Genomic DNA, 26415 nt, shown 5'->3' on the forward strand with positions numbered 1-26415 from the left:
AAAAATTTAGTTTAGGTATAGCTTCGGTGTCCAAAAATATTACTTCCTATCCGTACCATGGTGCTGCCCTCCTCTATTGCAATGCGGTAATCGCTGGACATACCCATGGATAGCTCTTTAAACCAGGATTGATTCTGGAAGTAGGTTTGTTTAACCTCGTTGAATAGCTTCTTAAGAAACCTAAACTCCAATCGAACCTGTTCCATATTGTCAGTAAATGTTGCCATTCCCATAAGGCCGCATACCCTAACATTTTGTAACTGCTCAAACTCCGGGTTTTGAAGTAGTTCATGGAGTTCATCGGCCGATAGGCCGAACTTTGTCTCTTCCGATGCAATGTAAACCTGTAACAAGCAGTCAATAACCCTATTGCACTTTTGCGCTTCCTTATCAATTACAGAGAGCAACTTTAAGCTATCGACTGAATGAATAAGCGACACAAAGGGAGCAATGTATTTTACCTTATTGGTTTGTAGGTGCCCGATTAAATGCCACTCAATATCTTTTGGCATTTCATCATACTTTGAAATAAGTTCCTGCACCCTGTTTTCGCCAAAAATTTTATGCCCGGCATTATACGCCTCCATAATCACACTCACGGGGTGAGTTTTACTTACAGCAATCAGCTTAACATGCTGTGGTAATTCAGTCTTGATTTTTTCTAGTTGCTCAGGAATGCTCATGATAACAATGTGTTTAATGCAAAAATAAACACTTTTGGCTTAGCTCCACTACAGGCTACACCATTTTGAAAACGATTGTTGAACTATGGCGATAAAAAAAGACTCAGCAAATGCTGAGTCTTTTAAAAATTTCATTTTTATATTATTCCAAAGCGTGGATTACCAACCCGCTGCGAAGCTTAGGCTCAAACCAGGTGGTTTTGGGAGGCATGATATTACCTGTGTCGGCAATATCAATAAGTTGCTTCATGGAAACAGGGTAAAGTGCAAAAGCCACTTTCATCTCACCGCTATCCACCCTCTTTTTAAGCTCACCTAAACCACGGATGCCTCCAACAAAATCGATACGCTTTGAGGTTCTTAGATCCTTGATATCGAGGATAGGATCAAGCACAAGGTTCGACAGGATGGTAACATCCAGAACGCCAATGGGATCGTTATCGTTGTAGGTGCCAGGTTTAGCGGTTAGAGAGTACCACTTACCTTCCAGGTACATGCTGAAATTGTGTAGTTGCTGCGGCTTGTAAATCTCTGAGCCTTTTTCCTCAACCACAAAACCTTCGTTAAGTTTTTGAAGGAACTGTTCTGGAGTAAGACCATTCAAATCCTTAACTACGCGGTTATAGTCAATAATCTTAAGCTGATTATCGGGGAATATTACGGCAAGGAAGTAATTATACTCCTCATCGCCACGGTGGTTAGGATTGGCATTCTTTTTCTCAAGTCCCACACGAGCAGCAGCAGCAGTACGATGGTGACCATCGGCAACGTAAAGGGCAGGGATTGAAGCAAAGATCTCGGTGATACGCTTAATGGTTGCCTCATCGTCAATTACCCAGAAATGGTGGCCAAAACCATCGTCGGCAACAAAATCGTATTCCGGTTTTTTGCTTTTCACAACGTTTGTTACAATCTCGTCCATCTCCTTGTGAGCGGGGTAAGCAAAGAAAACGGGCTCAATGTTGGCATTTTGGATGCGGATGTGAATCATTCTATCCTCTTCCTTGTCTGGACGAGTTAACTCGTGCTTTTTGATACGTCCCTCCATGTAATCCTCAAAATGGCAGGCAGCTACCAGGCCATACTGAGTTCTACCATCCATGGTTTGGGCATACACGTAGTACATATCCTTGGTGTCCTGAACCAACCAGCCACGTTCCTTCCATTTGCGGAAGTTCTCCACCGCCTTATCGTAAGCCTGTTGGGTGTGCTCATCGATTATAGGATCAAAATCGATTTCGGGTTTAGTGATATGCAACAACGATTTTTCCCCTGCTTCAGCTTTTGCTTCCTGTGAGTTAAGCACGTCGTACGGACGTGCAGCCACCTCCTTTGCAATCTCCCTTGGTGGACGAATACCCTTAAATGCTTTAATTTTTACCATAATTTAAACGTTAAATGTTAAACGTGAGACGTTAAACGGTTTTCAAATATCGAATTAATCCTAAAATAACTTGCTTTAATTTGTTCATCTTTTTTAAAAGTTCATCGATTCCATTAACAAAGCCCAATTTTGAAGCAATTATTATTTGCGTTTCCAATTCAGCCAATGAGCCAAGAGAGACATAAAGGAAATGTATGGTTTCCTTTGAACTACCCCTAGCGCATCCCTCAGCGATATTAGATGGGATCGAGATAGCTGAACGTCTTATCTGTTGGACCAACCCAAAAATTTCCTCTTTTGGAAAACTCTGAGTTAAGGAATATATCTCAACTGATAAATCAACGGCAACTTTCCAAGCATCTAATTCCTTATGGTCCATCCCTTAATTAATTCGGATAACGTTTAACGTTTAACGCCTAACGTACCAACTACTTATTTACCTGAAAAGTTTTATCGCCATTCTTGATGAATGCCACAATTTGACGGGCAGCAGCTAAGCCTGCGTTAATGTTTGCCTCGGCGGTTTCAGCACCCATCTTCTTGGGTGTGGCAAATACCCTGCCCGGGAACTTCTCAACCAGCTCAGCATGGCAGTCAGCCATAATATCAGTGGCATACTTTAAATCGGTGCGCTCGGCAAGAACCTTTTTAAGGCCCTCCTCGTCTATCACCTCCTTACGGGCAGTATTAACAAGGGTTGCACCCTTGGGCATTTTGCTCAGTAAGTCGTAACCAATTGATTTTTTTGTTTTATCGTTGGCCGGAATATGCAGCGAAACGTAGTCGCACGAGGAGTAAAGCATCTCGATGCTATCAACCACCTTAATACCGTCTTTTTCCATTACTGCCTTATCAACAAAAGGATCAAAGGCATAAACCTCCATACCAAATCCCTTTCCGTACTTGGCAACCAGTTTGCCCACGTTGCCATAGGCGTGAATACCTAATTTTTTACCAGCAATCTCAGTGCCTGTTCCGGGCTGGAAGAGGTTACGGGCCATATAGATCATCATGCCAATAGCCAGCTCAGCAACTGCATTTGAGTTTTGACCAGGAGTATTCATTGCCACAACTCCCTTAGCAGTGCAAGCAGGTAAATCGAGGTTGTCGTAACCGGCACCGGCTCGAACCACTATCTTCAGGTTCTTACCTGCATCAACAACTTCCTTGGTAACCTTATCGCTGCGCACGATAAGTGCATCAACATCGGCTACAGCCTTAACCAAATCGTTAGGATCGGTGTACTTTTCAAGCAAAACCAATTCAAACCCGGCATCCTCAACAATTTTTCGTATTCCTTCCACAGCAACCTTTGCAAAAGGTTTCTCAGTGGCCACTAGTACTTTTGTCATAGATTTTAAGTTTTGAGTTACTTTATTGGTTCATTGGTCAGAAATCAGAATTAGGATATCAAACTCATGAATCTCCTTAATTCTTTAGGTTACTTCGGTTTCGCGTCGACTTTATAAATGAATCAAGCATTTTGCTTTCTTCTTAATAAGTTATACACAGAGCTATACCTATCCAACCAAAACCCATCGATAAAAACCGAAATATCCTAGCATTTTGCGATAGAGCCCTATAGATACCTGGGTACCTTTTGCTCCAAAATCCATTTTTCACAATTCCTTCCAGCAAAGTTTGACGAAGGCTCATGGAAAATGGCTTATTAATTTGAAAAATACTTAAATAGAGAAAATGATGAAACCTTAACTCTAAAAAAAATGGGCTGAACAGGAATGAACCCATTCAACCCATCTGAATTTAATTAGGCATTTTGCTTCTCAAATTCCTTCATGCAGTCAACCAGAGCCTGAACACTTTCAATGGGCAAAGCGTTGTAGGTTGAAGCGCGGAAGCCGCCCACAGAGCGGTGACCTTTAATACCAACCATTCCAGCCTTCTTTGCAAAGTCCATGAAAGCATCCTCTTTATCCTTATACTCAGGTTTCATAACAAAGCAAATGTTCATGATAGAACGCGAATCCTTTTCGGCAGTTCCAACAAACATTTTGCTATTGTCAATAGCATCGTAGAGTAGTTGAGCCTTCTTCTTGTTTAGCTCGTTGATTTTTTCAACGCCTCCAATTCCCTTAAGCCATTTAAGGGTTTCGCGCATGGTGTATATTGCACCGCAAGGAGGTGTGTTAAACATTGAACCTTCCTTAATATGGGTGCGGTAGTCGAGCATTGTAGGAATCTTGCGCTCAACTTTGCCCAGGATATCCTCACGGATAATAACAAAGGTAACGCCGGCAGGGCCTACATTCTTTTGAGCGCCACCGTAAATCAACCCATACTTTTTAACATCAACCGGACGGCTCATGATATCGGAACTCATATCGGCAACCAGGGTTACCGGCGAATCCATATCATGCTTAATCTCAGTTCCGTATATGGTGTTGTTGGTGGTAATGTGGAAGTAATCCACATCGGTTGGAATGGTAAACCCTTTTGGAATATAGGTGTAATTCTTATCGGATGAGGAAGCAACGGTAACAACCTCACCAAAAAGCTTGGCCTCTTTCAGAGCCTTGTTAGCCCATACCCCGGTATCAAGGTAAGCAGCTTTGCTTTGGAGTAAGTTGTATGGAACCATGCAGAACTGCAAGCTTGCACCGCCTCCCAGGAAGAGAATATGGTAGTTTTCTGGAATGTGAAGCAATTCACGCCAGAGTGCTTTGGTTTCCTCCATAATTGCCTCAAACTCCTTTGAACGGTGCGAGATGGTCAGGATTGACATGCCAATACCATCGAGGTCGAGAACTGCTTTGGCAGTGTTTTCAAGTGCTACTTCGGGCAGGATACAGGGACCTGCATTGAAATTATGTTTTTTCATGGCGTTAAATGGTTTAAGTTTTCAACTGTTATTGCAAGAATAGGTCAAATTTCAAAGATTTTTTTCAAATTTCCTAAATAAATGTTATCAAACAGGAAGTTTGAACTGTTTTTTAACAATCGTTTGCAATGCTAAATTAAAGGCACTAACTTATCCTCTTTGAGAACTGGAATTGTATCGGTAACATCGGAGGTAAAGCAGTAACCAATAACATCGTCCAAGCCTAACTTTTTAAGGCGATGTCGCTGAGCAACTTTTTCAACGTAGCTGGTTAAATCTACTTTAGCCACATTCCAAAGATCCATAGCAGCGTTGGTTGAATCGCATATGGTCTCGAAACGGCCAGTGGTTAAAAGCCTTTGTGCCAATGCTCCTGCAAAAATGGCATCCTCAAGACAGAACTTGCCTTTCCAACCGGCACACATGATAAGTATATCGCTTGAGCGGGCGTTAAGATAACTTTCAACGGCAGAGATATTTAAAAAAGAGGCTATAACCACCTCCTGGGCATCACGTCCTAAAGTTATTGCATTTGTGCCGTTGGTTGTGCTATATACAATAGTTTTCCCGTTAACAGTTTCAGGGGTAAAGTAAAATGGAGAGTTTCCAAAATCGGCAAAGTCGAGCTTTTGGCCATTGCGTTCAGCAACCACAAGATAGCCATTGCGTTTATATTCATGAGCCTCCTCAATGCTTCGCACAGGAATTATCTCCTTAACCCCATTGTGAAACATGGTGCAAATTACTGAGGTTGCCCTTAGGATATCAACCACCACAACTATTTTACCGTCTTTATCAAAGTGCTGAAAGATGGTAGGCGAAAATGCAACTTCAATCCTTGGCATGGTATAGTTTGATTTAAAAAAAGGGGGCTGTGCCCCCTTTTTCGGTTTATACTTTTGCTAAGTGAAAGGGAGGCTTAACAATTTTAGCCTTTAATTTCTTATCGCGGATACCAATATAAATCTCATTGCCATCGTTCCAGTGGCCTTTCTTGATATACCCCATGCCAATACCCTGCTTACTCATAGGCGACATGGTTCCTGAGGTAACCTCGCCAATTTCGTTACCTTGAGCATCGTAAATCAAGTAGTGCTGGCGAGGTATTCCGCGATCAATCATCACAAAGCCCTTCAGGCGGCGATCGGTTCCTTCGTTTTTATGCTTTTCCCATACATCGCGGCTAATGAAGTTCTTGTCGGGGACAAACTTGGTTATCCAGCCTAAGCCTGCCTCAATGGCCGAAGTAGAATCGTTAATATCGTTTCCATACAAGCAGAAACCGGCTTCCAGACGGAGCGTATCGCGGGCGCCTAATCCAATTGGCTTAATGCCATACTCAGCGCCTGCCTCAAAAACTGCCTTCCATAGCTTATCGGCATCCTCGTTGGCGCAGTATATTTCGCATCCACCAGCGCCGGTGTAACCTGTAGTAGAGAATATTACCTCCTTAATCCCTGCAAATGGGATTTTCTTAAAGGTGTAGTATTCCATATCAACCACATTCTCTGTAGTTAACTTTTGCATGGCCTTTAAGGCTAAAGGCCCCTGAATGGCAAGCTGCGCAAATTCGTCGGAAGCATTATATAGCTCCTTACCGGGAGTTAAACCAAACTTTTTACCCTGTTCGCAAAGCCAGTTCCAGTCCTTTTCAATATTAGCAGCATTCACCACTAAAAGGTAGGTTTCAGCATTAACCCTGTAAACTAAAAGGTCGTCAACTATTCCGCCCTTGTCATTCGGGAAACAGCTATACTGAACTTTACCGTCGAATAATGCTGAAACATCGTTACTGGTAACGGTTTGAAGAAAATCAAGCGCTTTAGGGCCTTTAACCCAAATTTCGCCCATGTGCGAAACATCAAAAACACCAACTTTCTCACGAACAGTTATGTGCTCGTCGTTAATACCAGAATACTCGATGGGCATATTATAGCCTGCAAATGGTGCCATACGGGCTCCAAGCTCTATATGGTACTTTGTAAATGGTGTATTTTTCATTGGTTTTATGTATTTATTTACAGTACCGCAAATCTATGATTTTTATTTGTTTCTTGTTATTTAAACCGATTTCGATGTAAACTTTTATGCTTATGTTTTTCAACATATCATATTTTTTTAGTAAATTTGAAAGTAGTAGTATTCTCAATCTTTTTAAAAGATGGCTACCGATCAGGCAACCCACCATGTAAACCTCGATTTTCTGAAAGAGATTTCGGAAGGGAGTACCGATTTGATGCGCGATTTGATTAACCTTTTCATTACCCAGGTACCTACCTTCTCTGAGCAAATGGAAATCTACCTTAAAAATCAGGATTACTGCACCCTGGCAAAACTAGCCCATAAAATTAAGAACTCGGTAGCCATGATGGGAATTGATGAGCTTACTTCCGATATGAAAAAACTTGAAAACATTTGCACCAGCAAACCCAACGATGACACTGTAAAGGTTTACGTGGAAAGGTTTAAAAAAATATCAGGCGAGGCTTCTGTTGAACTACAACATATTCTTGAATCGTTATAAGTATAAACTTTAAAAACTTACATATATGATTGATGTTGAAAAAATTAACGATGTAATGGTGATCTCGTTCAGCGAAAATAGCAAGCTGAATGTAACCGTTACACAAAAGATTAAAACTGAAGTTATAAAAGTGATTACTCCAAATGCAAAGGTAGCATTAAACCTAAGCGGTGTTAGCTATATCGATAGCACAGGTTTTGGCATGTTGCTATCAATACTCCGTCATTGTAAAAATTCAAACGCCACCTTAAAGCTATGCAACATCAGCCCTGAAGTAATGGAACTCATCAAGCTGTTACAACTTCAAACAGTATTCGATATTAGGGAAAGCGTTGACGATTGTATTAAGAGTTTTTAATCGCAAGCATCATACTTTAAAAGCCACGATAAAACTCGTGGCTTTTTTACTTGTAAACCATTTGAAAACCAAATAGTCAAAGGGAAGTAACCAACCTAAATCAAAATAGTATGAAACGTGCAATCACATTGCTTTTATCCTTTACTATTGGGATATTGTTTTCACATGCACAGGTAATAACATCGCCGGAAGAGCATTTCGGTTTCACGCCCGGAGCCGATCGTATGCTTTTCAAGTACGATCAAGTTGTTGATTACCTTAGAAAGGTTGAAACCCAAAGCCCAATGGTTAAGCTAACACCAATTGGTCAAACAGCTATGGGAAAAACTCTTTATGCGGTATTTGTAAGCAGTAAAGAGAATATCGCTAACCTTGATAGGCTTAAGGAGATTAACAAACAGTTAGCCATTAACTATTCCCTAAACAATGCTGAAAGGGAACAAATGGTAGATGAAGGCAGGGTTTTTGTGATGGCTACCCTCTCCATGCATTCCACTGAGGTTGGACCAACCCAGGCTCTTCCAACAATAATTTACAGGTTGATAACCGACAACGCGTTTAGCAATGTTCTTAATAAAGTTGTTTACATGGCAGTTGTTTGCCACAACCCCGACGGGATGGACATGGTTGTTGATTACTATAACCAATTCAAAGGATCAAAATACGAGGGTGGCCCAATGCCATTTCTTTACCAAAAGTATGTTGGACACGACAACAACCGCGATTTTATTACCCTAACTCAGCCAGAAACAAAAGCCATATCCAGGCTAACCAGTCAGGAATGGTTTCCTCAAGTTATGGTTGAGAAGCACCAGATGGGACTAACGGGTCCCCGGTACTTTGTACCGCCCTACCACGACCCAATTGCCCAAAATGTTGATGCAGAACTTTACGCTTGGTCGAACCTTTTTGGGCAAAACATGCTAAACGACCTTACCTCCAAGGGTTTGCAGGGCGTTAGCCAACAAAATCTTTTTGACAACTACTGGCCTGGCTCAACTGAAACCTGTTTGTGGAAAAATGTAATAAGCATGTTAACCGAGGCAGCCAGTGCCAAAGTTGCCACTCCCGTATACATTGAACCAACTGAGTTAACCGGCACCTCGAAAGGGTTGGCTGAGTATAAAAAAGGTGTAAACATGCTTTTACCATGGCCTGGCGGCTGGTGGCATTTATCGGACATTGTTGCGCTTGAAGTTGAGTCAACCATCTCAATGCTACAAACTGCCAGCAAGTACAAGGAACGAATTCTAATGTTCCGAAACGATATCTGCAAAAAACAGGTAAGTCTGGGCAAAACAATCGCTCCCTACCATTATATACTTCCAGCCAATCAGCAGGATCCAAGCGAGCTTGTTTCGTTAGTAAACTTGCTCAAAGAGCACGGCGTAAATGTTTACCGGTTAAAGCAAAATATCACTATACAGAATCAAAATTTCCTATCTGGCGATATTGTAGTTCCACTTGCACAGCCCTTCCGGATGTTTATCAAAGAGGTGATGGAACCCCAGGAGTTCCCTGAACGGCGGTTAGAGAAGGGCGGAAAAGTGTTGGAACCATACGATATTACCAGTTGGTCGTTACCATTGCATAAGGGTTTAACCTGTTTTACCATAAATAACAACGCTATTGACAACAGCATTATTGAACCCATACAATCAAGCTTCACGCTAAACCAAAAAACGTTACCCGAAAAAGGCTTTGCTTTGCTTCCTTCAACAGTAAACCAGTCCTACAAATTGGCAGTTAAATGCCTAAAGAGTGGCGTTCAGGTGGAGCGAACTAACGAACATACTGTGCTCGGTGGCATTGAATTACCAGCAGGAAGTTTCTGCATTTCCCTGAATGAAAAAACCAGACAAATACTTAACGATGCGAATTTTAGTATAATGACTTCAGATGTCAAACCCAACAATACCAGCATCAGCAAGATACGTCGGATAGGTTTACTTGAATCGCAGATTCAAAGCATGGATGCAGGTTGGACTAAGTTTATCCTCGACACTTACGAAATTCCATACACTGTTATAAATCCTTCGCAGGTTGCTGAGGGCAACCTACTGTCGAAATTCGACCTGATTATTATTCCAAACACCAACGCAACCCTGCTCAAGGATGGCAAATACAAAAGGAATGGGCAGGTTGTTCCTTCGGTTTACCCCGAAATTTATACCAAGGGAATGGGACAGAAAGGGATTGAAGCCTTAACCGAATTCATTCAAAATGGAGGAACCGTTTTAGCTTGGGAGCAGGCAACTGAACTGTTTGAGGGAACGTTATCCCTCAAACAGGGTAATGTTTCCGAGGAGTTTATGTTACCCTTTAAGAATAACGCAAAGGAGGTTCAAAAGCAAGGCTTTTCCTGTCCCGGCTCTTTAGTCAGATTAAAGTTAAAACCTGTTTACCCATTCACTTTTGGTCTTGCTGACGAGTTGGGAATTTTCATACGCGATAGTTACTTGTTTGAAACCCAAGTTCCTTCGCTCGACATGGATCGAAGAGTAATTGGATACTTTGAAGGGAAGAGTAAACTCCTAAGCGGTTACCTTAAAGGCGAGGAGTTAATGGATGGCATGTCCGCAGCAATATGGCTCAGGAAAGGGAAAGGACAAGTAATTTTGCTTGGTTTTAGCCCAATATTCAGGGCATCGGTTCCATCAAACTATAAAATTCTTTTCAACACAATCTTGTAAAATAGCCAAGGGGTTGCAAAATGCAACCCCTTGTTTTTTATAGTTTTTTCTGGAAAATCCTATAGCGTTTGTAAACAATACCGCCCATTTTTTCCATTTCGGCACGCATCTTACGGTTTGTTTCAAGCTCAAGGTGGCTATCAATAATAGTCATACCTGCTTTCTGAGCCTCGTGGAGCATTTCTGCCCCCATCCAGGTATCAAATCCTAAATTCCTATACTGCGGATGAATGGCGCCAAGCAAAAGACTTAGCGTTTTTGAGGTTCGCATTGCTCTTAGGATATGAATAAACCCTAATGGAAAAAGGTATCCCTTACTCCTTTGAATACCGGGACATATATCGGGAATACCAAGTATGAAAGCCAAAGGTTGATTGTCGGCATTAACTATAACCTTCAAAAAGCGTGGATCGATAAATGAAAGGTATTTTGCAGCAAGCTCCTCCATTTCATCGGAATCCATGGGGTTAAAACCATAGATATCAACAAAGGTTTCGTTAACCAGTGAAAGAACGGGTTTAATGAATGGTTTGATATCGCTTCTTTTGGAAAAGATAAGCATTCTAAAGCCGTTGGCTCGGGATTTAACCCGTTGAAGTATGCGAAGGTAAAAGTCGGGTAGTTCATGGGGAACAGGAACCTTGTATACCACCAAATCAATGTCCTTCTCAAACCCATATCGGTAAACAAATTCAACAAGGTAGGGGTAGTTACAGTTTGATGCCAGAACAATTGGTTCATGGAAACCCTCAACTAGTAAACCCTGAGGGTCTTTATCGGAAAAACCCATGGGACCAATTAACCTATCCATACCTTTTTCCTTTGCCCACTTCTCAACCTCTCCCAAAAGTGCCTGCGCAACATCGTAATCCTGAAATGTTTCCAGATTGAAAAAGCGGGCTGTTTTTTCGTTATGGATTTGGTTATAGCGCCTGTTAATTATCCCCATTATTCGTCCAACAGGCCTACCATCATTTAAAGCGAGGTATAGCACGGTATCGGAATACGACATGGCTCTGTTTTTCCTGGGATTGTAAAAATCCCACTCATCGGAGTAAATGGGAGGTACCCAATTCTTATGCCCATTATGGATTATTGCAGGTAAGTGAATGAATTTTCGGAGATCCTTTTTGTTCTCTACCTTGACTATTTGAATGCTCATTTAAGTAATTTTATGATACAACCCACAACTTTAAATATTATTTGAGTGATAAACAAAAAAATCCGCAGTGAAATTTCTCACTACGGACTTTGCTTAGTCAATCCGTAGTATTACCCAAACATCAAAAAATATGTAAGTATTCCAGCAAAGTACCCAAGTAATGCTAGTAAGCTGATGTGTTTCAAATACCACATAAAATCGATTTTTTCAAGTCCCATTACAGCCACACCAGCAGCAGAACCTATAATTAGAATACTACCACCAGTACCAGCACAATAAGCCAAAAGACTCCAAAAATCACCATCAACCGCATAGGCTGAACTTATTGCGCTTGCAGTGTTTACCAAATCCGGCGAAACCGCAGGATGCATGCCCATGGCAGCAGCTACAAGTGGAACATTATCTACAACCGATGAAAGAAGACCTATAAGAATGTTTGGTGGATAGGGACTTGTAAATGATCTATCGAGCCATTGCGAGAGCAGGGTTAAATGCCCGGCTGTTTGTAAGGCGTCAACAGCCATAAGGATACCCAAAAAGAACAGTATGGTAGGAACATCTACATTCTTTATAACACGAGCCACTGTGCGTTTCTCCTTTTCATCAAGGTTATGCTTACGGTGATACATCACCTCCGTGAATATCCAAAGAACCGATAAACCTAAAAGCATTCCCATGAATGGAGGCAAATGGGTTAACACCTTAAATACTGGTGTGAACAGCAAAGCACCAACACCCAGAATAAAGATTAAGTGGCGCTCCCGACGGGTTGCAGGAGTTACTGAGTGAACCTTTTCTGAGCTAGAATTGAGGCTCTGGGCAAAATCGCCTTTAAGTGTAAATGAAAGTGCTACAAGTGGGACTATTAAGCTAACTAAACTAGGAAGGAAAAGCTTTGGAACAATACCCGCCGTTGTTACATTACCCTTTATCCAAAGCATTATGGTTGTTACATCGCCAATAGGCGACCAAGCCCCACCTGCGTTTGCAGCAAGTATAACCATTCCAGCGTACAACCATCTATCGTGCTTGCCATCAATAAGCTTGCGAAGCAAGGCCACCATAACAATTGAGGTTGTAAGATTATCCAGAACTGCCGAGAGGAAAAAGGTAACAAACGATATTATCCACAAGAGCTTAACCTTATTGCGGGTCTTAATCCTATTGGTTATTATTTTAAATCCGCCATGCTGGTCAACAATCTCAACAATAGTCATTGCTCCCATTAGGAAGAATAGAATCTCAGAAATCTCTCCCAAAAACCCAATGATCTGATTATCTGCAACATAATTAACATACTGCTCCCATTTTGGCAACGATGCCAAATCGGGATGACCGTTAATAAACTCCCCAAACCTTCCACCAATATCGGTACCTAAAATTCCTCCAGCATCGAGTATTAGTAAAACCCATAAGGCAACACCAAGAAAAAGTGCCGATGCCGTTTTGTTTACCTTGATATTGTGCTCAAGTGCAATGGCTGCATAGCCTAGAACAAAAAGAACTACCATTAACAAAAACATAGCATTATACTTTTTAAATTTGGGTGCAAATGAATAAAAGAAATTTCATATTGAAAAATATAGATACTTTTATTTACTTGTTAATCGATTAACAGATTGTAACGTTTCACATAAAGTTTTTAATATGAAACTATTAATAAATTCAGTAAGAAACTTTTTCTTACCACTCCTTTTGATTTTTACAATTAATTGCTACCCCCAGGGGAGCGAAGAGCGTATGCAATGGTTTGCCGATGCAAAATTTGGAATCTTCATACACTGGGGCATATACTCGTTGGGAAATACATCTGAATCCTGGGCTTTTTACAACAAACAGGTATCGCATGCCGACTATATGGCACAAATAAACCTTTTTAGCTCCGAACGTTACAATCCAGCCAAATGGGCAAGGCTAGTTAAGCAGTCGGGAGCAAGGTACGTTGTTATCACAGCTAAGCATCACGATGGAGTTGCATTGTGGGATACCAAACTCAGCAACCTCTCCATGGCAAGGCAATCGCCAGCAGCCCGCGATGTTCTATCGCCATTTATTAAAGCTTTACGGGAACAAGGATTGAAGGTTGGAATTTACTTCTCATTAATTGATTGGACACACCCCGATTACCCCGGATTTACAAGAGACTCAAACCGTTACAATGTAGTCGATGACACCTTAAGGTGGCAACAATACCTAAACTTTTGCCACGGGCAAATTGAAGAGCTTATGCAGCTCTACTCCCCTGATTTAATCTGGTTCGATGGCGACTGGGAGCACTCGGCCAAGGAGTGGCAAGCCGAAAAAATTAGAGAAATTATTCATAGGCATAACCCAAATGCCATTATTAATGGCCGATTACAGGGTTATGGCGATTACGATACGCCAGAGCAAAACTTTCCGGTAACAAGGCCTAACCTGAAATACTGGGAACTTTGCATGACCATGAATAGCTCCTGGGGATACCGGGTAAACGATACAATCTATAAAACTCCCTTTGAAATAATAAGCATCCTTACCGATGCTATCAGCATGGGTGGAAACCTGTTGCTCGATATCACCCCAAAAGCCGATGGCTCAATCCCGGAAGAACAGGTTAAAACCCTTAACACCATTGGGAACTGGATTGGTAAACATTCCGATGCAATTTATGGCACACTACCGGGTTTGCCTATGGGGCACGTCTATGGCGCTACTACCCTCTCAAAGGATTCAACATCGCTATTTCTATTCCTCCCGGCCAAAACCTATGGCCAAATCATGCTGAAAGGAATTAACAGCCCAATAAAAAAGGCTACAGTTTTGGGAACAAACCATGAACTACTCCATAAAGTTGTTGGAAAAATTTCATGGAGTCCGGTTCCAGGGCTCATCTTCATTGATGTTCCCAAGGAACTAACTGACAGCTTAATGACCGTGGTTAGGATTGATTTTGATGAGCCAATAAAGCTTTACCGTGGAAAAGGTGGTTTAAACTAAAAGGAAAGCCGCTCAAAACAAGCGGCCTTCATCCAACCTAAGCCAGAATAAACTATTCAACCATATCAAAAGAATCATCGGAATCGACCTTTTTCTCAGGTCTCATCCTATAGTTGTTAATTCTGTATGAGAATCCTACAAACACTACCCTGCTGTCGCGCCAGCTTTCGTTATACGAGTAAAAGTTTGTATCCCATGAGCTATACTTCATTTTTTGGGTATTGAAAATATCGCTCACCCTAACTGTGATAGTTCCTTTTTTATTTAGCACATTGATGCGTGCACCTAAATCAACCCAGTACATCTCCTTGGTTTCACCCTGCGCACCACCTGCCATATGGAAACCTCGGCCTGAACCGCCTACAGTAATTGAGGGTGCACGGTAGTTTCCGGTCAACTGAATATCAACATTCTTTCCAATGGTAAAAAACGAAGCCAGCTTAGCGTTCCAGGAACTACCCTCGTTAGCTCCGCTAACCACATCGCCAAACAGCTTAGAGTAGTAGTAGCTATAGCTGGCGTTAATTCTCCACCATTTAGCAATGTTTTGTGTTACAACTGCCTCGGCACCAATATTCTCATAGTGCGACAGGTTAATGAAGGTAGTGAGCGTTGGCTGAGTTGCCACGGTATCAATAACAGTCATTCGCCTGGAGAAGCCATTTCGGGTATCGCGGTAGTAAACCGATGTGGTAATCTTTGTCTTTGGGAAGTTGAGGTTGTGGCTTAAATCAATTGAACTGGTAAACTCAGGCTCAAGGTAGGGGTTTCCCTTCGACCAGTTAAAATTATCGGAAGTATTTAGAAAGGGATTTAATACCATTACGTTTGGTCTGTTTACCCTGCGGCTGTATGATAGCTGAAGGCTGTTGATGGGGTTTGGTTCCCAACGGATATGTGCACTAGGAAACAGGTTCAACCTATTTACATCGGCAACCTCATTGGTTGTTCTCTGGTCTGACTTTGAGTGTTGGTCCTCAACACGCAAACCTAACTGGTAACTAAACTTTCCGTTAGCAAAGGTGTTTGAATAAATTCCATATGCGGAATAAATCTCCTCATTGTAAACAAAGTGATTGGAGCGGTTAGCGTCAAAATCCCATGTACTACCTAATGAATTGAAGATTTTATACACGTAGTCGGCATCGCTTCGTCTTATTTGTGCTTTTATTCCTGTCTCTATCCTTCCTCCATTCCCAAATGGTGAAACATAGTCGGTTTGAAAAGTAAAGGTGTTCATCCATCCGTCGGTTTCGGCGCGTTCAAGAGCAGTAGTGGGTACGGTATTAAAAATCTCCTGCTGGTTGATATTATTTAGGTTGTTGTTAGTATTACGCGAAAAGAACGCATCGGCGGTCCACTCCTTACCAGGAGTATCATATGTTCGCTTGAAGTTGAGCGAGTACTCATGCCCAAGGCCATCGTTGGAGTTTAGTGAAATCCTTGTATTCTGTAAGGTGTTACTATTGAAGTTAGAGTAGCTATTCGATAATACATTATTATCCATGTCGAACGAACGAAAATTTAAGTTTCCGGTGAACGAAAGGGTTGTCCTGGAGTCAATAAAATAGTCGGCACCACCACGTATGTTGTGAAAAAACATGTTCGATTGTCCCTCGGAATTTTGCGAAAGGAATGAGGAGTCGGCACCATTGTTAAAAAGGGTTACCCTATCGCCAATGGAAAACCTATCCATTTGCCCCCTGCGAAAACTATAATTGGCAAACACGTTTACCTTATCCTGACGCCAATTCATGTTTACGGTTGCGTTATACTTATTCCCGGTTCCAGCATTTAAGCTTACCATTCCATTATAACCAGGTTCCTTACGTTTTTTAAGCACTATATTGATAATACCGGTTATTCCATCGGGATCGTACTTGGCCGAGGGGTTAGTAATAACCTCAACCCTATCAATCATTTGAGCAGGTAATTCTTCCATGCTGTTTAACATGGATGGACGGCCATCAATGAGAATGTTGACGTTAGAGCTGCCCCTTAAACTTACATTACCATCGGTATCGACCTCAACCGATGGGATATTCTGTAGTACATCGGCTGCAGTTCCTCCCTCAACCGCTATATCCTTATCAACATTGAAAACCTTTTTATCAAGGTTATGGAGCAGCATTTTCTTTTCGCCGGTAACAACAACCGCTTCGATATTCTCACTGGCTGCCAGTATTGAGAAAGTTCCCAAATCGACCTTTGGGCTACGTGGCGAAACCATAATTCCGCTTATCCTTCTGCTCTGGTAGCCTATAAATTTTACGTCAACATAGTACCGGCCGGGCATCAGCTTTTCAATCATAAAACTACCCGATGCATCGGTAAGGGTTCCGGTTACAAGTGACGAATCCTTCTGTTTATAGAGCGCAATGTTAGCAAACTCCACACCATTTCTATCTAGTGAGTCGATAACCTTTCCGGTAATCACCCCGTTAAAGTTGCTCATGTCAAAACTCTGTCCACTACGGCCCTGCATTCTATCCTGAGCCATGGAGGTTACTGTAACTGTTGCAATAACCCAAAGCAGTAAAATCTTTTTCATCATAGTTATTCCTAAAATTCAACATTAATTAAACACCGATATGACACACTGGTTTAATTAAACTTGCGTTAAGAAATACAAAAAAAGTTAGGGGCTTACAAAAAATGTAAACCCCTAAACATAACCAACCTAAACTAATACCTGAAATCAGGCATTATGCTTTTTATTGCTCTTCGTACTCCTTAATGATATCCTTTACGCCATCGGGTGAAACACGGCCATACACCTTTTCACCAATCAGCACTACCGGAGCAAGTCCACAAGCACCAACACAGCGCAGGCAGTTTAATGAAAACTTGCCATCGGGTGTGGTTTCACCCACCTTAACGTTAAGTATCCGTTTGAATTCATCGAGCACCTTTTCGGCACCACGAACGTAGCATGCTGTACCTGTACAAATGCTAATCGGGTGCTTACCCTTAGGTATCATGGTGAAGAACGAGTAGAACGTTACAACGCCATACACCTTAGCAACCGAAATGTTTAACTCGGCAGCAACTACTTCCTGAACCTCAGCGGGTAGGTAACCAAAGGTTTCCTGGGTCTTGTGTAATACATTTATCAGTTCGCCCGGGTCGTTGTTAAACGACTTGCATATTTCCTTAATCTTGGCTACCTGTTCGGGTTTAAGCTCAAGCTTTATATGTGACATTTGTGTTTCCTCCCTATTTAATGTAGATATCCTTTTTCTTGCTGAAATAATGAGTATGTAGCAGGTGGTGTGCCTTTTCGCTCATGGGCTTGCCCAGGAACTCCTCATATAGTTTTACTATGTAGGGGTTCTCATGCGATTTGCGAATTGGTTTACCAGCATCCTCACGGTAAATAGCCTCCATACGAGCTTTGATAATGGCAGAGTTACCGTGGTGCAATGGTTGACCGCCACCACCAATACATCCACCGGGGCAGGCCATTACCTCAATGGCATGGTAATTTGCCTTACCCGAGCGTACATCTTCCAGTAACTTGCGGGCGTTACCCAATCCATGGGCAATTCCAATGTTTATTGGCAATCCATTGAAATCGATGGTTGCTGAACGGATACCCTCCATACCACGGAGTTCTGTAAAATCGATCCTTGGCAGTGGTTTGCCAGTATAAACCTCATATGCTGTACGAACAGCAGCCTCAATTACACCACCTGTTGCTCCAAATATTACACCAGCACCTGTTGACTCTCCTAACGGACGGTCAAAATCATCATCGGGCAACTCCTCAAAGTTGATATTAAACTCCTTGATAAGGTGTGCTAACTCACGGGTTGATATTGAGAAGTCAACATCCTGATTGCCATCAACCTTAAACTCATCGCGTTGGCACTCATACTTCTTAGCCAAGCAGGGCATTACCGATACAACCACTAATTCTTCGCGTTTTTTGCCCAACTTCTCAGCAAAGTATGATTTGGCAATTGCACCAAACATCTGCTGTGGCGACTTGGCGCTCGATGGTACATCGAGCATATCGGTAAAGTTGTGTTCAAAGAAGTTAACCCAACCCGGGCAGCAGCTGGTAAGAATGGGTAACTTCACATTCTTGTCACCGTTCAGGAATCGGGTTAACCTGTCGAGCAGCTCGGTACCTTCCTCCATAATGGTTAGGTCGGCTGCAAAATCGGTATCGAAAACGTAATCAAAACCAATCTGGCGTAAAGCGGCAACCATCTTACCAGTAACTAAGGTTCCGGGCTTCATACCAAACTCCTCACCTAGAGCCGCACGAACTGCAGGTGCAGTTTGTACAAGTACGGTCTTTGTAGGATCGGCAATAGCACGAATAACCTTTGTGGTATGGTCAACCTCGGTTAATGCACCGGTGGGGCACACAGCCACGCACTGACCACAGTAGGTACAGGGCGATTTTTCCAAATCCTGCTCAAAAGCTGGTGCAACAACAGCCATAAAACCACGGTTTACAGCACTAAGTGCACCAACGGTTTGTACCTCATTACACATGGTCTCGCAGCGGCGGCACATGATACACTTATCAACATCACGGATGATAGATGGAGAAAAGTCCTTTTTGTATGTTGACATCTCAGCGTATTCCTGACCGGGGATCTCGCGAATTCCGAGTTTAATGGCCATATCCTGCAAGTCGCAACGACCGCTCTTAGGACAGGTTAAACAATCCTTTGGATGGTCGGAAAGGATTAACTCCATTACAGTGCGACGTGCGTTAATAACACGGGTGGTATGGGTTTTAACAACCATACCCTCAGCGCACTCAGTTGCACAGCTGGGAGCAAGGTTTCTGCGTCCTTCAACCTCAACCACGCAAATACGGCATCCGGCAGGCTTGTTTTCAACTCCCAAATCGTGGAGTTCCATGTAGCAAAGAACGGGAATATCAATACCCAACTTCCTGGCTGCCTTGTAAATTGTAGTACCCTTGGGTACTTCAACCTGTTTGTTATCTATTGTAAGTTTTACTGTTTCCATTGTTATCACCCTAATTATTTAATGCTGATAGCATCGAATTTACACTTCTCCATACATGCACCACACTTGATACAGATTGACTGGTTAATCTCGTGTGGTTTTTTGCGTTCGCCACTGATTGCATTTACAGGACAGTTGCGGGCACAAGCCGTACATCCCACGCAAGCCTCTGAATCAATAACATACTGCATGAGCGATTTACACTGACCCGATGGACATTTCTTATCAACCACGTGAGCCACATACTCATCGTAGAAGTTATCCAGGGTTGATAGAACGGGGTTTGGTGAAGTTTGTCCTAAACCGCAAAGCGAGGTATCCTTAATTACTTGCGATAAGTTGCGTAAACGCTCTAGGTCCTCCATTGTACCCTCGCCCTTGGTAATGCGTTCCAGTAGTTCGTACAGACGCTTGTTACCAATACGGCAGGGAGAACATTTTCCGCAGCTTTCCTCAACGGTGAAATCGAGGTAGAACTTGGCAACCGATACCATACAGTCGTCCTCGTCCATAACAATCATACCGCCCGAACCCATCATTGAGCCTGCAGCAATCAGGTTGTCGAAATCAATTGGGGTATCGAGGTGTTTCTCGGTTAAGCAACCGCCCGAAGGACCACCGGTTTGAACAGCCTTAAATTTCTTTCCATTCTTGATACCACCACCAATCTCAAAAATTACCTCGCGCAGGGTGATACCCATTGGAACCTCAATAAGTCCTACGTTGTTGATTTTACCTGCAAGCGCAAACACCTTAGTACCCTTGCTCTTTTCGGTACCAATTGACGAGTACCAGTCGGCACCCTTCAAAATAATGGGTGGTACGTTTGCAAAGGTTTCAACGTTATTCACGTTGGTTGGCTTGCCCATGTAACCACTTTGTGCAGGGAATGGGGGTTTGTTGCTTGGTTCACCACGTAAGCCCTCCATGGAGTGAATAAGGGCAGTTTCCTCACCACAAACAAAAGCGCCGGCTCCGTAGCGTAATTCGATATCGAAGCTAAAACTGGTTCCAAAGATTTCGCTTCCCAGCAACCCATACTCACGAGCCTGATCGATGGCAACCTTTAGGCGTTTAATTGCAAGTGGGTATTCAGCACGTATGTAGATCAAACCCTTTGTGGCGCCAATGCAGTAACCGCAAATGGCCATGGCCTCCAGCACTGAGTGTGGATCGCCTTCAAGAATTGAGCGGTCCATGAAAGCACCGGGGTCGCCCTCGTCGGCATTACATACTACATACTTTTGGTCAGCATGGTTTTTGCTGGCAATTTCCCACTTTAAACCGGTTGGGAATCCCCCGCCTCCACGACCACGTAAGCCAGATTTTTTGATAATATCAATGGTTTGCTGTGGGGTATATTCAGTGAGCACTTTACCTAATGCTTGATAACCCTCACGAGCAATATATTCATCAATATTTTCAGGATTAATGAAACCGCAGTTGCGAAGCGCAATACGCATTTGCTTGCGGTAAAAACCCATATGCTTTGAATCCTCAATGGTAGCCTTCTTAGTGGGATCAACATAGAGCAAACGCTCCACCTTACGACCCTTTACTACATGCTCCTTTACAATTTCGGTAGCATCCTCAGGCTTAACCTGTGTATAAAATGTATTATCGGGCAATACTTTTACAATTGGACCTTTCTCACAAAAACCAAAGCAACCGGTCATAATAACCTGAACTTCGTCCTGTAGGTTATTGGCTGCCAGCTCTAGTTTTAGTTTCTCTGCTATTGCATCGCTTGAGGAAGCTTTACAACCTGTGCCTCCACAAATTAGCAGGTGCATTTTATACTTTGACATTACTATTACCTCCCAGTTGGTTATTTGTTATCAATTGACTCGTAGTTAACGGGAATAATTCCATCAACCAGTTCACCGTTCTTAATGTATTTCTCAATAATCTCATCGGCTTTTTTGGTGTCAACATAGCCGAAAACAACAGGGTCGGCATTGGGTAATTTTACCTCAATGGTAGGTTCGGCATAGCAGTAACCCATGCAACCGGTTTGTGTTACAACAGCGTTTATTCCACGCTTTTCCAGTTCCTCAAGCAGAAAATCCATTACATTTTTTGCTCCCGAAGCAATACCGCAGGTAGCCATAGCTACCTTAATCTGAACAAGGTTCTCTGCAGCTTCGCCCTTTTCCCTAAGGTCGATTTTGGCTTGCAGGGTCTCCTTCATCTTTTTCAGATCGGCAAGCGACTTTACTTTTGTCATAACTTGTTCTCCTTGTGTGTATTTGGTTGGTTTCGTAATATTAACCTAATAATTTTCTGCAAAATTAAATTCAATTGTTAAGCAATTAACAATTGAAAATATGTTTTTCAGCTTAAATTCGTTATTTGTAATTCGTCTAAATTCGAATAGATATACTCCTTAACCAGCGGGTAAACCGATGGCTCGTTCAACGGAACCCCATCAAGCGCTTGGCGTAACTCCGATGTAGATACCGCAAATTCTGTTGTATCAACAACCACGCTTAACTTGAACTCAATATCAGGGTAGGAACAAATGAGCAGCGCAATGGTGCCGCCCAAATCGCCTAAGGGTAAACAATCGATGTGTGACTTAATGAAACGGGCTTTAAGAGCAGTGCCTACTCCTGGTTCTGAATCGATACTGAATGTTCCTCCGGTAAGCTCAGCATTCTGCTTTAGCAATGGGATTCCTAAGCCCACCTTACGGGTTGTACGGGTTGTGGTAAAGGGATCTACTACCCGCTTCAAAAATTCTTGCTCCATACCCTTGCCATTATCCTTGACAGTGAGCTCAATATAATCATTTGCTGTGTTAATTTCAAGGATGATTTGTATCACCTTGGCACCGGCAACAACCGAGTTCTGAACAATATCAAGGATGTGAAGCGATAAGTCCTTCATTCTCCAATTGTTAATTTATATCGATTTTAAACAAAGTGCCAAAGCTATATCACAGGCAATACCGTTGAACTGCCCGTGTTTAGTATGGAATCCTTAAAACACTTAAACGATAAGCTTTCCAGATTATACTCTGTGAAGGAAGTTCCTATTTGACTAGGAAAATGCGAGTCGGAATTTCGGATGAATTGCGTGTTGGGTTTTATGGGGTTGTTTCGCTTGAAAGCATCCACTGTGGTATTTCTTGAAATCTCAAGGGCATCGTAACTTAGCGATGGCGGCACAAAGCCAAGCTGACTGGTAACACTATACTTAGGTCTATCAACATGTGCCGGAATAAAAACCCCACCTATCCCATGAACAAACTCCGCAACCTCATCGATCCCTTTCACCAGGGCTGCATGAAGGAGGTAGTCAACCTCCTGAATTATTTCGTCGTGCTCATTTACCACTACCTGATACCCAAAAATATCGGGGTTGTTAGGGATTCTGGTTATATTTTGCTCTATGAATGCCTGCAGCGACTGGCGCTGATCCTCAGTGTCGACCAGGCAAAGGCAGTGTATTTCTTCACGGGTATTTACCTCGGCACCGTATAGGCAGTAAATGCCATGCTGTTCAGCCAGGGTACGGATTAGAGGGCCATGGAGTGTGCTGTTATGATCGGTAACCGCAATAAGTTTCAGCCCCATTTCAGCGGCTCGCATTACAATATTCACCGGGCTCATCTCCAGGTCGGCACATGGCGATAGAACCGAGTGAATGTGTAAATCGGCCTTTACTATCATTTTATGCTGATAAGATTATACAGCTGACCGCTTATCTCAAAGGCTTGCAGATTGGTTCCCAGGATTGGAATAGCCTCGTTGTTACTCTGCGCCATGGTGTTAGCCTCAGGCTCAAGACCCTTGACAAGAATAACAGCCGAAATATCTTTAAGCGTGGCAACGGCCATTACATTAACATGAGTTTGAAGCGTAATCCATACGGAACCGGCAGGGGCATTCCCCATAACATCGCTCAGCAAATCGGATGTATACCCTCCAACTACCTCCTTGTTTAAACCGGCCTGACCAGAGTAAACCTTCAGGTTTAGTGCATCAACTATATCTTTTACAGTCATATCTTGATATTTTTACTTGTTCCTAATGGGTTTGTCGCAATCCTTGCGGAACCGGTTCTCACCCCAAATTCTTTTCATGATCCGGAACGAGTGTTCGGGGTCAAGCTTGTTTTGCTCCATGATTTTTTGGAGGAAAACGCATTGCGAAACCGATGCGCTACCCTGTGCAACATCCTCGGCAAGCGCAACGCACGAAGGTGCGCCGCAAACCCCGCAGTCGATACCGGGCAGGAAGCACATCAGCTGGTTAACACGCTGCATCTTAAGCATGGCCTTTGCCATATCCTCATCGAGCTTCAGCATCGATCTTGGGCTAAGCGGGCTCAGCGCGGTTCTCCCGCTAATGCAAGCATCGTATTTTACTATCTTATCGTTGGTTTTATTGATACTCCAAACCGATACCTTACTTGCGTTTTTGCGAATTAGCTCGGCAGCTAAAAACCTATTCCCCGGCGCAAGGATACCACCCGCACAACTCTCATCGCATGCGCGGAGCTCAAGGTAATCCACATCTTGAATTTCATCGTTCTCTACCTTCTCCAAAAACTCAATAACATTCCATATTCCATCAATAGCCAGGCATCGGCCATCGATACACGATGCTTCGCCGTTTGTTAGCGCCCAAGAGTAACTCCGGGGGCTAAGCTCCGAAATGATTTTTGGCTCATTTCCCGTAGGTAATTTACCTTTTATCTCGCGCAGAATTCGGTTATAGATAAAATCCATGTTGATAATCCCATCTATCTCCGACTTTTCCTCTCCCTCGGGATGTCGTACAGCAACTATTTTGGCAGCACAAGGGGTAATGTAGAATATTCCAATTTCCTTTTCAGGAACACCTTGCTCCAAAAGGCTTGTCTTTATATATGATGCGGTAAGATCCAATGGCGGTCTAACCAGAGCGATATTCTCAACAAGCGAGGGAAACTTAACCTGAATTAGCCTTACTATTGCTGGGCAAAATGATGATATTACCGGTTTAACCTCGGTTGAAGCAATGTAGCTGTTCAGCTTGCCAATTAAATATTCCACGGAATCCTCAACCTCAACAATGGATGTAAAGCCAAGGCTCAGTAAGGCTTGTGCAACATCATCGTGTGAAATTTCCTTTGAAAACTGCCCTAGTAGAACAGAAGGGATAAGGGCAATGCGGTGTTTATAGGAAAAAATTTTACTAAAATCGTCCTGTTGAACCGTAATGGCATGGGTTGGGCAAACCCTGTAACACTCACCGCAGTCGATACAGCGGTTGTTAATCAGCTTGGCTTTTCCGTTTACAACCCTTAAGGCCTCGGTGGGGCAGGCTCTCATACAGTGCGAGCAGCCGATGCACACATCGGGAAGAATTTTTAACGCATGGTAGAATTCCAAATCAGCCACAGCTATCCTCCGCTACTCCTTAAGGTTAACCTCAAACTCCAACCGTGTTCCTACGCCAACAACGCTAGCAATCTTCATTTTATCGGTGTTCTCTTTGATGTTTGGAAGTCCCATACCAGCACCAAAACCCATTTCCCTTACAATTGGCGATGCGGTAGAGTAACCGGGTTTCATAGCCAAATCAATATCGGGGATTCCTGGTCCAACATCATCGAGCACTACACGAATCTTATCGGTCTCAATATCAACATATATTTTACCCTGAAAGGCATGAGCAACAATGTTAACCTCCCCCTCGTACAGGGCAACCACCACCCTTTTAATAATGTTAGGTGAAACATTAAGCTGCTTTAAAATCTTTTTCACCTGGCTCGATGCTTGCCCAGCCCTAACAAAATCGCCTCCCTGAACCCTGTACTCAAAGTGCATATGCTATTAATAAACCGGTTTTACACCCTTACTGTAAAGAATGCCGGAAGCCCTGAACATGGTGAAAGGGCTTTCGATAAGAACAATGCCATTATCCTCGGCCAGCTGAATCATATCCTCGCTAATGGTTTTATTGCGAACAAATACAATTGCAGGTATATCGGCCATCTCGGCGGTTCTAACCGCCTGCATGTTGGCCAAACCTGTAATTAGCAACAATTTGTCAGCGCGGACAGTAAGCACATCGCTCATCAGGTCCGAGGCAAAAGCATACTCAATTTCCCTGTCGAGCATAGCGTGGCCACATACCACTTTACCATCAACCAGCTGGGCTAATTCCCCTATTTTCATTCCTACCGTATTTTGTGTTTACACCAAATGCTTGCAATAGCAATTCCGTTACAAATTTACGTTATTTTATTAACATTGTTACATTTATAACAGATGCTTAAGAACACAAAATATCAAAACCCGACCACCAGTGCAAGTTAGCTGAAAAAGTGGAATAAAAGAACTTAGTTAGCCGTTAACCGTTAAACGTTAGCCGTTAAGCGGGCTACAACCTTAAATTGATTGCTCTACAACAAGCAATGCTGTGTGCTACATGGTGGTAAAACAGAAACACAGTGATAATCCTCTAAATCAGTCTCATCTGTGTTCTATTATACTTCACGAACAACAAACAACTATCAACGAACAACTTCATTCGTTAGGTAAAATGGCTCAAAAAATAAATAAGCGCTTTCTATGATTTAAAAAATTTTTATACTTGTAATAAAAATAGAACGCTATTTTAGAGCGCCTATACATCCAAAAATGGAAATAATGCGCAACAAAGTAGCGCATATAAACGAGTTAGCACCAATTTTAAACTAAACAAAAATGACAAGAAGTCTCATGTTAAAAAAAATCACTATTGTCCGACTAAAACGTAATTTCACCTGTTTGTTCACCATACTGCCTGATAATCAGTTGATATTTTTCTA

At 42.6% G+C, this 26415-nt stretch carries 24 protein-coding genes; 4 read left to right on the forward strand and 20 right to left on the reverse strand.

Annotated elements, in window-relative coordinates:
* Positions 1–11: 11 nt before the first annotated feature.
* The 7 genes from WHS63_RS07640 to gcvT form a co-directional block, all read right to left on the reverse strand.
* Entirely contained in the window at positions 12–683 is a 672-nt protein-coding gene (locus WHS63_RS07640; protein WP_445204588.1) for a YggS family pyridoxal phosphate-dependent enzyme, read from the reverse strand.
* Between the two features lie 142 nt (positions 684–825).
* Entirely contained in the window at positions 826–2067 is a 1242-nt protein-coding gene (locus WHS63_RS07645) for a DUF1015 domain-containing protein (RefSeq protein WP_445204589.1), read from the reverse strand.
* Between the two features lie 31 nt (positions 2068–2098).
* Entirely contained in the window at positions 2099–2446 is a 348-nt protein-coding gene (locus WHS63_RS07650) for a four helix bundle protein (protein WP_445204590.1), read from the reverse strand.
* 49 nt (positions 2447–2495) lie between these two features.
* Positions 2496–3419, reverse strand: a complete 924-nt coding sequence (locus WHS63_RS07655; RefSeq protein WP_445203253.1) for a 3-phosphoglycerate dehydrogenase — start codon at positions 3417–3419, stop codon at positions 2496–2498.
* A gap of 416 nt (positions 3420–3835) precedes the next feature.
* The gene (gene serC / locus WHS63_RS07660) at positions 3836–4906 is read right to left on the reverse strand and encodes a 3-phosphoserine/phosphohydroxythreonine transaminase (RefSeq protein ID WP_445200331.1); all 1071 of its coding nucleotides are present in this window, start codon (positions 4904–4906) and stop codon (positions 3836–3838) included.
* Between the two features lie 131 nt (positions 4907–5037).
* Positions 5038–5751: a 2-phosphosulfolactate phosphatase gene (locus WHS63_RS07665; protein WP_445204591.1), complete on the reverse strand. Its 714-nt coding sequence runs from the start codon at positions 5749–5751 to the stop codon at positions 5038–5040.
* 46 nt (positions 5752–5797) lie between these two features.
* Entirely contained in the window at positions 5798–6907 is a 1110-nt protein-coding gene (gene gcvT / locus WHS63_RS07670) for a glycine cleavage system aminomethyltransferase GcvT (RefSeq protein ID WP_445204592.1), read from the reverse strand.
* Between the two features lie 160 nt (positions 6908–7067).
* Between gcvT and WHS63_RS07675 the strand changes: the two genes are divergently transcribed.
* The 3 genes from WHS63_RS07675 (at position 7068) to WHS63_RS07685 (ending at position 10481) form a co-directional block, all read left to right on the forward strand.
* Positions 7068–7430, forward strand: a complete 363-nt coding sequence (locus WHS63_RS07675) for an Hpt domain-containing protein (RefSeq protein ID WP_369490108.1) — start codon at positions 7068–7070, stop codon at positions 7428–7430.
* Positions 7431–7455: 25 nt separating this feature from the next.
* The gene (locus tag WHS63_RS07680; protein WP_445204593.1) at positions 7456–7788 is read left to right on the forward strand and encodes an STAS domain-containing protein; all 333 of its coding nucleotides are present in this window, start codon (positions 7456–7458) and stop codon (positions 7786–7788) included.
* Positions 7789–7898: 110 nt separating this feature from the next.
* Positions 7899–10481, forward strand: a complete 2583-nt coding sequence (locus WHS63_RS07685) for a M14 family metallopeptidase (protein WP_445204594.1) — start codon at positions 7899–7901, stop codon at positions 10479–10481.
* A 37-nt stretch (positions 10482–10518) separates the two neighbouring features.
* On the opposite strand, the gene WHS63_RS07690 is transcribed toward WHS63_RS07685, so the two are convergent.
* Positions 10519–11643, reverse strand: a complete 1125-nt coding sequence (locus tag WHS63_RS07690) for a GNAT family N-acetyltransferase (protein ID WP_445204595.1) — start codon at positions 11641–11643, stop codon at positions 10519–10521.
* A 110-nt stretch (positions 11644–11753) separates the two neighbouring features.
* Positions 11754–13166 carry a sodium:proton antiporter NhaD gene (nhaD, locus tag WHS63_RS07695; protein WP_445204596.1) on the reverse strand — a complete coding sequence of 471 codons (1413 nt, stop codon included), beginning with the start codon at positions 13164–13166 and terminating at the stop codon, positions 11754–11756.
* Between the two features lie 124 nt (positions 13167–13290).
* On the opposite strand from nhaD, the gene WHS63_RS07700 reads away from it, so the two are divergent.
* Positions 13291–14619, forward strand: coding sequence for an alpha-L-fucosidase (locus WHS63_RS07700; RefSeq protein WP_445204597.1), 1329 nt, complete (start codon positions 13291–13293; stop codon positions 14617–14619).
* Positions 14620–14671: 52 nt separating this feature from the next.
* Here the strand turns inward: WHS63_RS07700 and WHS63_RS07705 are convergent, their stop codons facing one another.
* The 11 genes from WHS63_RS07705 to WHS63_RS07755 all read right to left on the reverse strand — a co-directional run bounded on the left by WHS63_RS07705 (position 14672) and on the right by WHS63_RS07755 (position 25780).
* Positions 14672–17173: a TonB-dependent receptor domain-containing protein gene (locus tag WHS63_RS07705; RefSeq protein ID WP_445204598.1), complete on the reverse strand. Its 2502-nt coding sequence runs from the start codon at positions 17171–17173 to the stop codon at positions 14672–14674.
* A 160-nt stretch (positions 17174–17333) separates the two neighbouring features.
* Complete coding sequence (nuoE, locus tag WHS63_RS07710) at positions 17334–17822, reverse strand: NADH-quinone oxidoreductase subunit NuoE (RefSeq protein WP_369490101.1); 489 nt, start codon at positions 17820–17822, stop codon at positions 17334–17336.
* Positions 17823–17835: 13 nt separating this feature from the next.
* Positions 17836–19611: an NADH-dependent [FeFe] hydrogenase, group A6 gene (locus tag WHS63_RS07715; protein ID WP_445204599.1), complete on the reverse strand. Its 1776-nt coding sequence runs from the start codon at positions 19609–19611 to the stop codon at positions 17836–17838.
* A gap of 14 nt (positions 19612–19625) precedes the next feature.
* Positions 19626–21419: an NADH-ubiquinone oxidoreductase-F iron-sulfur binding region domain-containing protein gene (locus WHS63_RS07720; protein ID WP_445204600.1), complete on the reverse strand. Its 1794-nt coding sequence runs from the start codon at positions 21417–21419 to the stop codon at positions 19626–19628.
* A gap of 20 nt (positions 21420–21439) precedes the next feature.
* Positions 21440–21838, reverse strand: coding sequence for a (2Fe-2S) ferredoxin domain-containing protein (locus tag WHS63_RS07725; protein ID WP_369490098.1), 399 nt, complete (start codon positions 21836–21838; stop codon positions 21440–21442).
* A 107-nt stretch (positions 21839–21945) separates the two neighbouring features.
* Positions 21946–22500 (reverse strand): ATP-binding protein, encoded by a 555-nt coding sequence (locus WHS63_RS07730; protein ID WP_445204601.1) that lies wholly within the window; start codon positions 22498–22500, stop codon positions 21946–21948.
* Between the two features lie 44 nt (positions 22501–22544).
* The gene (locus tag WHS63_RS07735; protein ID WP_445204602.1) at positions 22545–23285 is read right to left on the reverse strand and encodes a PHP domain-containing protein; all 741 of its coding nucleotides are present in this window, start codon (positions 23283–23285) and stop codon (positions 22545–22547) included.
* The gene (locus WHS63_RS07740) at positions 23282–23620 is read right to left on the reverse strand and encodes a serine kinase (RefSeq protein ID WP_445204603.1); all 339 of its coding nucleotides are present in this window, start codon (positions 23618–23620) and stop codon (positions 23282–23284) included. The genes WHS63_RS07735 and WHS63_RS07740 overlap by 4 nt, the downstream gene beginning before the upstream one ends.
* A 12-nt stretch (positions 23621–23632) precedes the next feature.
* Positions 23633–25000 carry a [Fe-Fe] hydrogenase large subunit C-terminal domain-containing protein gene (locus WHS63_RS07745; RefSeq protein WP_445204604.1) on the reverse strand — a complete coding sequence of 456 codons (1368 nt, stop codon included), beginning with the start codon at positions 24998–25000 and terminating at the stop codon, positions 23633–23635.
* Between the two features lie 12 nt (positions 25001–25012).
* Positions 25013–25429, reverse strand: a complete 417-nt coding sequence (locus WHS63_RS07750) for an ATP-binding protein (RefSeq protein WP_369490093.1) — start codon at positions 25427–25429, stop codon at positions 25013–25015.
* A gap of 6 nt (positions 25430–25435) precedes the next feature.
* The gene (locus WHS63_RS07755) at positions 25436–25780 is read right to left on the reverse strand and encodes a hypothetical protein (RefSeq protein ID WP_445204605.1); all 345 of its coding nucleotides are present in this window, start codon (positions 25778–25780) and stop codon (positions 25436–25438) included.
* Positions 25781–26415: the final 635 nt, after the last annotated feature.

It is taken from the genome of Tenuifilum sp., from assembly GCF_037481895.1.
GTDB classification, from domain to species: domain Bacteria; phylum Bacteroidota; class Bacteroidia; order Bacteroidales; family Tenuifilaceae; genus Tenuifilum; species Tenuifilum osseticum.

What these genes read in the sequence shown, in the direction of transcription:
- WHS63_RS07640 (WP_445204588.1), bottom strand. Translation starts at nt 683, where the DNA reads ATGAGCATTCCTGAGCAACTAGAAAAAATCAAGACTGAATTACCACAG.
- WHS63_RS07645 (WP_445204589.1), bottom strand. Translation starts at nt 2,067, where the DNA reads ATGGTAAAAATTAAAGCATTTAAGGGTATTCGTCCACCAAGGGAGATT.
- WHS63_RS07650 (WP_445204590.1), bottom strand. Translation starts at nt 2,446, where the DNA reads ATGGACCATAAGGAATTAGATGCTTGGAAAGTTGCCGTTGATTTATCA.
- WHS63_RS07655 (WP_445203253.1), bottom strand. Translation starts at nt 3,419, where the DNA reads ATGACAAAAGTACTAGTGGCCACTGAGAAACCTTTTGCAAAGGTTGCT.
- serC (WP_445200331.1), bottom strand. Translation starts at nt 4,906, where the DNA reads ATGAAAAAACATAATTTCAATGCAGGTCCCTGTATCCTGCCCGAAGTA.
- WHS63_RS07665 (WP_445204591.1), bottom strand. Translation starts at nt 5,751, where the DNA reads ATGCCAAGGATTGAAGTTGCATTTTCGCCTACCATCTTTCAGCACTTT.
- gcvT (WP_445204592.1), bottom strand. Translation starts at nt 6,907, where the DNA reads ATGAAAAATACACCATTTACAAAGTACCATATAGAGCTTGGAGCCCGT.
- WHS63_RS07675 (WP_369490108.1), top strand. Translation starts at nt 7,068, where the DNA reads ATGGCTACCGATCAGGCAACCCACCATGTAAACCTCGATTTTCTGAAA.
- WHS63_RS07680 (WP_445204593.1), top strand. Translation starts at nt 7,456, where the DNA reads ATGATTGATGTTGAAAAAATTAACGATGTAATGGTGATCTCGTTCAGC.
- WHS63_RS07685 (WP_445204594.1), top strand. Translation starts at nt 7,899, where the DNA reads ATGAAACGTGCAATCACATTGCTTTTATCCTTTACTATTGGGATATTG.
- WHS63_RS07690 (WP_445204595.1), bottom strand. Translation starts at nt 11,643, where the DNA reads ATGAGCATTCAAATAGTCAAGGTAGAGAACAAAAAGGATCTCCGAAAA.
- nhaD (WP_445204596.1), bottom strand. Translation starts at nt 13,166, where the DNA reads ATGTTTTTGTTAATGGTAGTTCTTTTTGTTCTAGGCTATGCAGCCATT.
- WHS63_RS07700 (WP_445204597.1), top strand. Translation starts at nt 13,291, where the DNA reads ATGAAACTATTAATAAATTCAGTAAGAAACTTTTTCTTACCACTCCTT.
- WHS63_RS07705 (WP_445204598.1), bottom strand. Translation starts at nt 17,173, where the DNA reads ATGATGAAAAAGATTTTACTGCTTTGGGTTATTGCAACAGTTACAGTA.
- nuoE (WP_369490101.1), bottom strand. Translation starts at nt 17,822, where the DNA reads ATGTCACATATAAAGCTTGAGCTTAAACCCGAACAGGTAGCCAAGATT.
- WHS63_RS07715 (WP_445204599.1), bottom strand. Translation starts at nt 19,611, where the DNA reads ATGGAAACAGTAAAACTTACAATAGATAACAAACAGGTTGAAGTACCC.
- WHS63_RS07720 (WP_445204600.1), bottom strand. Translation starts at nt 21,419, where the DNA reads ATGTCAAAGTATAAAATGCACCTGCTAATTTGTGGAGGCACAGGTTGT.
- WHS63_RS07725 (WP_369490098.1), bottom strand. Translation starts at nt 21,838, where the DNA reads ATGACAAAAGTAAAGTCGCTTGCCGATCTGAAAAAGATGAAGGAGACC.
- WHS63_RS07730 (WP_445204601.1), bottom strand. Translation starts at nt 22,500, where the DNA reads ATGAAGGACTTATCGCTTCACATCCTTGATATTGTTCAGAACTCGGTT.
- WHS63_RS07735 (WP_445204602.1), bottom strand. Translation starts at nt 23,285, where the DNA reads ATGATAGTAAAGGCCGATTTACACATTCACTCGGTTCTATCGCCATGT.
- WHS63_RS07740 (WP_445204603.1), bottom strand. Translation starts at nt 23,620, where the DNA reads ATGACTGTAAAAGATATAGTTGATGCACTAAACCTGAAGGTTTACTCT.
- WHS63_RS07750 (WP_369490093.1), bottom strand. Translation starts at nt 25,429, where the DNA reads ATGCACTTTGAGTACAGGGTTCAGGGAGGCGATTTTGTTAGGGCTGGG.
- WHS63_RS07755 (WP_445204605.1), bottom strand. Translation starts at nt 25,780, where the DNA reads ATGAAAATAGGGGAATTAGCCCAGCTGGTTGATGGTAAAGTGGTATGT.